The following is an 8,038-nucleotide window of genomic DNA, read 5'->3' as shown; positions in this document are numbered from 1 at the left end:
GAGGCGCTCAAATTGCTGGCCAGTGAGGCCGGCAAGGGGAGCGCTTGCCTGTATCTGCTCCGCGACCGTCTGGCAGCGGCCCTGCCCACGGCCGGCGCCGCGGCCTAGCCAGCCGCCATGCAGGTGACCTTGCGCCACGCGAACCAGCCGGAGGTGAGCTTTGCCTGTGAGGCGGCCGAAACAGTGGTCACCGCCGCCCGCCGGGCCGCAATCACCATCCATGTCGCCTGCGAGCAAGGCGGCTGCGGCGCCTGTCGGGCGCGCATTGTTGCAGGCACGGTGCACTATCCCCTGCCCGCCTCGGCCCGTTGGCTCGACGAAGCCTCCGGCAGCGATTGCTACGCGCTGCTGTGCCGCGCCGTGCCGACCAGCGCGCTGGTGATAGAAACCGCCCACCCGTGGCGCCATGTCGAGAACTCACCGCTATCACGGCTTATAGGTAGATAATCGAGAGCGAACACGCCAGGGACGGACCGCGCTAGACCCAGAGTAATCCCCACCGGAGGAGCCAGATATGGCCATCAGCCGATTCTCTTACGCCAGCATGAACGTCATGGACGTCGAGGCCGCCGCGCAGCACTACGTGCACGTCGTGGGCCTGCGAGAAACCGATCGTGACACGGATGGTCGCGTTTACCTGCAAGCGGCTGACACCCAGGACCATCACTGCGTAATCCTGAATCCGGCCAAGACTGCCGGTGTTGATCACCTGGGCTTCAAAGTCAGCGACCGGGCGGACCTGGACGAAGCCGCTGCCGCGGTGACCGCTTACGGTCTACCGGTGACGCGGATACCTGCCGGAGCGGTCAAGGGCCAGGGCGAGGGCGTGCGTTTTCCATTGCCTTCCGGCCAACAGATGCTGCTCTATTTCCATGCCGACAAGGTGGGCTACCTCACCGGCATGGAGAACCCCAGTCCGGTGTCCGCGCACAGCACCCCGGGTGGTCGTGTTACACATCTCGACCACACGCTGATCTCGGCGCAAAACCCGCAAGATGACGTGAAGTTCCTAACCGAAGTACTTGATTTTTCTCTTACGGAGAAAGTCATCGATCCGGCCGGCAATACCCTCGCCGCCTTCCTTACCTGCAGCCACACCATGCACGACCTGGCGATCGGCCCGGGTCCGGACGGTACGTTTCACCATATGGCGTTCGGCATGGACAGCCGCACCGAGGTCATCCACGGCGTGGACCTGCTGAAGGAAAAAGCCGTCCCAGCCCTCGAATACGGCATTACCCGCCATGGCATTGCGGGCGTCACCACCATTTACTTTCACGACCCGTCCGGCAATCGCAACGAGTTCTACAACGGTGCCTATCTGGCCCCTGGCGCCCCTGGCTGGGTGCCACCCATCGTCTGGCAGGCGGAACACTTTCCCCGTGGCGCTTTCTATTACGAGAACGCCGTACCGGAGGCGTTTTTCGCCGAAGTCACCTGACCCGGCGGACCGGCGACAAGACACAACAACAGTGGCCCGCCGCGGCGGGCGAAGGAGACTCGGAGAACCCCGGCATGGCCCTGAAACACGGCGGCATTATCCGCATTGCCTATGTGCGTCTGGCACTGAACGACTCGCGCCTGCGCCAGGCGCAGTTTTTTTATTGTGAATCCCTGGGACTGGTCGAAACCTCACGCCAACCGGATCGGCTCTACCTACGCTGCTGGCACGAGGCCTTCCCCTACAGTCTGGTGCTGGATGAAGCACCCGAGAACCGGCTGGTCGAGATCGGCTTTCAGGTCCGCGATACTGGCGACCTCGCCCTGCTGACGTCCAAGGTCGAGCAAGCCGGCGTGGCCATCACGCGCGAGCCGGCAGGTGTTTTGTCCGGCATGGGCGAGTCGGTCACCTTCGCCATCCCCGGTGGCCCCACGCTGCGCCTGTTCGCCGAACTGTCACAGACCGGCTACATGACCGGCTTCGACTCACCCGACTGGGTGACGCCGCGGGCGCTGCGCGGGACCCCGGCGCCATTTTTCCTGAACCACGCCGGCATCACGGTGGCAGATCCGAAGGCCGCGGTGGATTTCCTGACCCAGGCGTTGGGCTTCGTGATTTCCGAGCGTATCGACAGCAACGACGGAAAGAAATTGCTCTCGGCACTGGTATTTCGTATGCAGAAAGAGGCTGGCGGCCAGGAGCTGGCCATCTTCCCCGGCCCGGCCGGGCGCCTGCACCACATCGCCTTTACCAAGGAAGACCCGAACGACATCCTGATCGACGGCCAATACTTGCGCGAGGCGGGCGTCAATATCGACATCTACGGCCCAACCCGCCAGTCCTACGGCAAGACCTTCTCGCTGCACTTCCACGACCCGTTTGGCGTGCGCCTGGAACTGTGCTCCGGCGGGCGCATTACCGAAGTACATCCGGAATTCGAGGCCGTGCGCTGGACCGAATCGCAACTGGGCAAGGCGTTGTCCTACTTCGACCGGGATCTGCAAGCGGCATTCCTGGAGCCTTCGTTATAGGGCACCGACCAATACCGGTCGGTCTTCGGCCCTTGGGGAAGCGCTGAGTAAATCGGCAGTTTCCTAGATCACGAGCGCGCCGCGCTCCAGTAGCAGGGCGCGCAGCACCGAACGATGGCAGCGGGCCTCGTGTTCGCAGTAACAGCCCACCGAGAAGTCCGCGTGCCGCGATAGGGTGGCCAGTAGCTCCAGCGTGCGACTGTTTTGTGGACTGGCCATTTCAGTACGGTAGCGCTTGACGAAGCTTGCCCACTGCACATCGGTAGCGGCCTGTAGCCCAAGGCGCACGGTATCGGCGCTCGGTGCCAGATCGGGGTACCAGACGTCGTACCAGTCCTGTGCCGCAAACTGGCTTTTCGGAACGCCTCTTGGTGGCCGGCGCACAGTCCCTATACGCGTCCCCTCGCCGGCTAGCCGTGGACTGCCCAGCCTTACGATGCGAACGGCCACAAACCCTTGTTCTCCTTACCCCGCGCCGTTGCCAGCTAGGTACGTTTGTCAGCGCTGCAAGCCCCAATGGGCAAAGTTCGCCAACACTTTGTCCTTGATCGCTTCCGGATACGTGTTTTTGAACGCTAAACGGTGCGGGCGCTGTTCCGGTTTCCAGTCGATTGGCCAGGTGCAGTCCAACAGCAGATTGCCGCCACCGACTCCGCCTCCAACCTCACGCTGGGGATGATTCGCCAGATAAGGCGATAAAGGGCTGTTGTAGTAACCCGCATGAATGTGAATGTCACGGACCGGGTTGCACTTGGTGCACATGGCATGGAATACCTCGCCAAGATTCCAAGGATCGACGTCCTCGTCCACCACGATCACAAGGGGAAAATAGCGGCCATTGCGATCGGTCCAGACCACGCTGGAGATCAGTTGTGGAATGCCGGCATATGGCGTCTTGGTCGAGACAACCACGCTCTGCATGCCAGAGCACTCGGGCACCGCCACATCCACGATCGGCACACCTTTGACCTGAAGCGCTTCCTTTACGCTACCGGCTACCTCCACCACCCACATGATGCCGTCGTCCACCGGCACTCCCAGGCAGGTCGCCGGCAGGATCGGTTCATTACGCCAGGTCAACGCCGATAGTCGGAACACGGGCCGCGAAACAGAACCGGTGACCACGTAGCCGGTGACCTCGCCGAACGGCCCTTCGATCTTGTTATCGCCCGGACTGACGGTCCCTTCCAGCACGATCTCGGCATTCGCGGGCACATTCAAATCAACTGTTTTGCATTTGACCAGCTGCACCGCCTCGCCGCGAATGCCGCCCACCACGTCCACCTCCGAAACGCCGAGCGGCACGCCCGACGAGGCGATGATGTTGTGCATCGGATCGCCGCCAAAAAACATGGCGTATTCCATCGCCGGCTTACCAGCGTGATATTTCTTCAGAATGTGTCCGCCTTGCGAAAACGGCGTCAAAAACAGTCCTGTGCTGCGCTTGTCGTGCACCATGCCGCGGTAGGTGCCCCAGTTGACCCAATCCGAGTCAGGGTCCTTGCATACGCCGATATTCAAGGTGCCGATGTAGGGCCCACCGTCCTGCGGATGTAGCTTGGCGATCGGCAGGACAGACAGGTCGACCTCCTCGCCCCGCAGGATGTTCTGCTGGCAGACACCGTCCGGCACCACCACGGGCTTGATGCGTTCGCCCCGCAGGGCATTGGCAAATGATTCCACCACCGTTGAATAGGGCGTGTCAGGCGGCAGCCCGAAGGCCATCGCAATGCGCTCCTTGGTGGCGAACGGACCGCCGAGCAGCGTCGCACCCGGCATGGCCCCAGTGGGATTGGTGAACCACTGGGCCGGAGACTTACGCTCGTTCGCCAGGCGCATGATGGCCCCGGCCTCAGTCAGCGGGTCGATTGCATCGGCAATGCGCACCAGATGACCGGTACGTTCGAGCTCGCTCAACCAGACACGAAAGTCCATCAGTGCCTCGTATCAAAGATGATGCGCGCAGACCGGTTTGTCCGGGGCTGGCTTGCTTGACCACCCCAGGGACGCACAGGCGTCCCTGGGGTGCAACGTTTTATTACTTGGGTTCTAGGCCCCAACGGGCGAAATTTGCCAACACCTTCTCCTTCACTGCGTCCGGATAGGTGTTCTTGAACGCCAGGCGATGCGGCCGCTGCTCGGCCGTCCACTCGATGGGCCAGGTGCAGTCGAACAACACATTGCCACCACCGGCACCCAGCTCGCGCAGCGGATGGCCGGCGATGTACGGCGTCAACGGGCTGTTGATGTAGCCGGGGTGAATGTGGATATCGCGAACCGGGTTGCACTTGGTACACATGGCGTGGAACACCTCGCCCAGGTTCCAGGGGTCGACGTCCTCGTCCACCACGATCACGTACGGGAAGTAGCTGGCGTTGCGATCAGTCCAGCTGACGCTGGAAATCAGCTGCGGAATACCGGCATACGGAGTCTTGGTGGACACTACCACCGCGTGACAGCCACTGAACTCCGGGACCGCCACATCCACGATCGGCACGCCCTTGGCGCGCAGCGCTTCCTTGACGCTGGCCGCTACTTCCAGCACCCACATGACGGCATCGTCCACCGGCACGCCAAGGCAGGTGGCCGGCAGGATGGGGTTGCTGCGGTAGGTGAGCGCCGTCAGGCGGAACACCGGCCGGGCATTGGTGCCCGACACCACGTAACCGGGGTATTCGCCGAACGGCCCTTCTTCTTTTTCATCGTCGGGACTGACCGTGCCTTCGAGCACGATTTCGGCATTCGCCGGCACGTACAAATCCACCGTCTTGCACTTCACCAGCTGCACCGGCTCGCCGCGGATGCCACCGACCACGTCCACTTCCGACACGCCGGGCGGCACACTGGATGAGGCTACGATGTTGTGCATGGGGTCGCCGCCAAAGAACATGGCGTATTCCATCACCTTGTCTGCGGCGCGGTATTTCTTGAGGATTTGCCCGCCCTGGTTCAGCGGCCCCAACCACAGGCCGGTGCTCTTTTTGTCGTGCTTCATGCCCCGGTAGGTGCCCCAGTTCACCCAGTCGGTGTCGAAGTCCTTGCACACGCCGATGTTCAGCGTACCGATGTACGGCCCGCCATCCTGCGGGTGCAGCCTGGCGACCGGCAGCAGGTCCAGATCCACGTCGTCGCCCAGCAGCACGTTCTCCTGGCAGCTGCCGGTCGGCACGATCACCGGCTTGATGCGCTTGCCGTGCAGGGCATCGGCAAACACGTCGGTCAGCACCGAATACGGGGTGTCCGCCGGCAGGCCAAAGGCGATGGCGATACGTTCCTTGGTGGCAAACGGGCCGCCCAGCAGGCTGGACCCGGGCATGGCGCCCTTCAGATTGGTGAACAGCTGCGCGGGTGCCTGGCGCTCGTTGGCCAGGCGCATGATCGCACCAGCTTCAGTTAGTGGGTCGATCTGTTCGTCAATGCGCACGGCGTGGCCGGTGCGTTCAAGCTCGTGTATCCAGGCGCGGAAGTCCATCAGTCCGGTATGGGTCGGGGTCTGGGTTCTCTGGTCCATGTCTTTGTCTCCTTCCTAATAGTGATGCAAAGCTTCTCGCTCCCTGCGCGAATGGGAAAGCAGCGCATCGTGCACGGCCGGCCGCCAGCGTCACGGTCGGGCTGTGCGTGGCAGCTCCCGGGTTCCCGACCGAGTGTTTGTTATAGACCTGACTCGGACACCGCGCAATGGCATCACCCAGGCTGCTACATTACGCGGGCGGCTACCCCTCGCCGAAGGGTCAAGGTCCGCGGCGCGCAGCAAAAGCACCGCGCGTCCTCACTCATCAAGAAATAATCCAAGCCATCGAGAGGAGCGCCATGAGCACATACCAGACTGTATTGCTGGACATCAAGGACACCGCCGCGTACGTCACGTTCAACCGGCCCGAGAAGCGAAACTGCATGAGCCCTACCCTGCATGCTGAGATGTGCAAGGTGCTCGACGAAATCGCCGCCGCACGCTGCAAAGTGATTGTCATCACCGGCGCGGGCGATGCATTTTGTGCCGGAATGGACCTGGAGCAATGCTTCCTTGAGCCATTCGACAAGCCGGAACTGATGGCGCAGATCAACCACGATGCCTTCGGCTGGTTCACGCGCCTGAAAAACAACTCGGCGGTCACCATCGGCAAGGTCAACGGCTGGTGCTTCGGAGGCGGCATGGCGCTGGCCGGTATCCTGGATATCGTGATCGCGGCGGAGGAGTCGACCTGGGGCCTGTCCGAGATCAACTTCGGCATCTTTCCCGGCGGTGGCACCACATGGGCTTACGCCAACAACATCCCGTCCCGCAAAAAAGCCCTCTACTACGCTCTGACCGGCGAGACGTTCACCGGCAAGCAGGCGCTGGAAATGGGCTACGCCACCAACGCTGTACCCCGGGCCGGGCTGGATGCCGAAGCCGAACGCGTGGTGAAAATGCTGACCCGCCTGGGCCGCGTCGTGCTCGGCAAGACCAAGGAGGTCTACGAGAAAGTCAAAGGAATGGACTTCGAGGCGGCCATCGACTACGAAATGGCCAAGATGTGGGAACTGTCCCGTGAGACCAACGACGACTGGGTCCGCACGGCGCTGGTCTCGTTCAAGAAGCGCGAGTTCAAGCCCGGCCTGCAATCCTACGAGCTGACCAAGGACGTTTGAGACCGCCTGACAACCGAAACGGGCCAGGGATGGCCCCTTGCCTTGACGATCCACGCGCCCTGTTCCATCAATCACTCGGTTGTCCGCACAAACCCGGCCCAGTTCCATGACGCGACCCAGCCTCAGCCCCTTCACCTGGGGCCACGCCAACCAGGGCGGCCAGCACGACTGGCCGTTTCTGATGGCGCTCGAGCAGGGCTTCTTTGCCGACGAAGGCATCGACTTGAGCATCCGCGTGGTGGCGGGCGGTGATGCGCTGGCCAAGGCCATGGGTCGCGGCGAGATTGACCTTGGCCGCATGGGCACCCCGCCGTTCCTGCAGGCAGTCGGCAACGGCAGCTTTCCGGACGGACGCATCGTCGCCAGCAGCGTCATCGGCAACCTGGATCACTTCCTGCTGGTGGTGCGGCCGGAGATCACGGACCTTGCCCAGCTGCGCGGCTGCACCGTCGGCGTGCTGTCCAGAGGCAGTTGCGATGGCCACCTGATGCGCATGCTGCTAACCCGTGCCGGACTCGATCCGGATCGGGACGTGCGCTACCACGAGCTGTGGAGCCGGTACGAAACCGTCGATGGCATGGCAAGCGGTGGGCTGTCCGCCCAGCTCATGGTGGAACCCCTGGTAGCGCAGGGGGAAGCGGCGGGTGTCCTGCGCGTGGTGGATGCGGCGAGCATCGCCGAGCCGCATTTCCAGTGGGGACTGTTAGTGGCGCGGGCAGCGTTTGTAGAGCAACAACCCGACCTGCTGCGCCGCTTGCTGCGCGCATATCTGCGCGGTGTACGTCACTGTCAGGCGCATCCGGAAGCCCTGCGCGCCCTGCTTCTGAAGCAAGCCCCTGCTTACGACCCGGCAGTCCTGGACCTGGCCTTTACCCGTACCCTGCCTGTCTGGAATACGGACGGGGCCATTGACCTGGCCGGACTGCGGCGGGCT

General features: G+C 62.8%; 8 protein-coding genes. 5 read left to right on the top strand and 3 right to left on the bottom strand.

Going from position 1 to position 8,038, the window contains the following annotated elements; translation table 11 throughout:
• The first annotated feature begins 117 nt into the window (after positions 1-117).
• The 3 genes from ABZF37_RS12555 (at position 118) to ABZF37_RS12545 (ending at position 2,472) form a co-directional block, all read left to right on the top strand.
• Positions 118-447 (top strand): 2Fe-2S iron-sulfur cluster-binding protein, encoded by a 330-nt coding sequence (locus ABZF37_RS12555; protein WP_372720424.1) that lies wholly within the window; start codon positions 118-120, stop codon positions 445-447.
• Between the two features lie 67 nt (positions 448-514).
• Positions 515-1,441, top strand: a complete 927-nt coding sequence (locus tag ABZF37_RS12550; RefSeq protein WP_372720422.1) for a VOC family protein — start codon at positions 515-517, stop codon at positions 1,439-1,441.
• A 74-nt stretch (positions 1,442-1,515) separates the two neighbouring features.
• Positions 1,516-2,472: a VOC family protein gene (locus ABZF37_RS12545; RefSeq protein WP_372720420.1), complete on the top strand. Its 957-nt coding sequence runs from the start codon at positions 1,516-1,518 to the stop codon at positions 2,470-2,472.
• Between the two features lie 63 nt (positions 2,473-2,535).
• Here ABZF37_RS12545 and ABZF37_RS12540 read toward each other — a convergent pair whose 3' ends face one another.
• The 3 genes from ABZF37_RS12540 to ABZF37_RS12530 form a co-directional block, all read right to left on the bottom strand.
• A complete protein-coding gene (locus ABZF37_RS12540; protein ID WP_372720418.1) occupies positions 2,536-2,922 on the bottom strand; it encodes a DUF488 domain-containing protein in 387 nt (128 codons plus the stop codon).
• Positions 2,923-2,970: 48 nt separating this feature from the next.
• Complete coding sequence (locus ABZF37_RS12535) at positions 2,971-4,407, bottom strand: UbiD family decarboxylase (protein ID WP_372720416.1); 1,437 nt, start codon at positions 4,405-4,407, stop codon at positions 2,971-2,973.
• A gap of 103 nt (positions 4,408-4,510) precedes the next feature.
• Positions 4,511-5,983, bottom strand: coding sequence for a UbiD family decarboxylase (locus ABZF37_RS12530; RefSeq protein WP_372720414.1), 1,473 nt, complete (start codon positions 5,981-5,983; stop codon positions 4,511-4,513).
• Positions 5,984-6,282: 299 nt separating this feature from the next.
• Between ABZF37_RS12530 and ABZF37_RS12525 the strand changes: the two genes are divergently transcribed.
• Complete coding sequence (locus ABZF37_RS12525; RefSeq protein WP_372720412.1) at positions 6,283-7,104, top strand: p-hydroxycinnamoyl CoA hydratase/lyase; 822 nt, start codon at positions 6,283-6,285, stop codon at positions 7,102-7,104.
• A gap of 106 nt (positions 7,105-7,210) precedes the next feature.
• The coding region (locus tag ABZF37_RS12520; protein WP_372720410.1) for an ABC transporter substrate-binding protein at positions 7,211-8,038 on the top strand (828 nt) is incomplete at its 3' end.

Origin of the sequence: Immundisolibacter sp., from assembly GCF_041601295.1 — a bacterium.
Taxonomy (GTDB): Bacteria; Pseudomonadota; Gammaproteobacteria; order Immundisolibacterales; family Immundisolibacteraceae; genus Immundisolibacter.
This window is presented reverse-complemented; position numbering and strand designations above follow the sequence as displayed.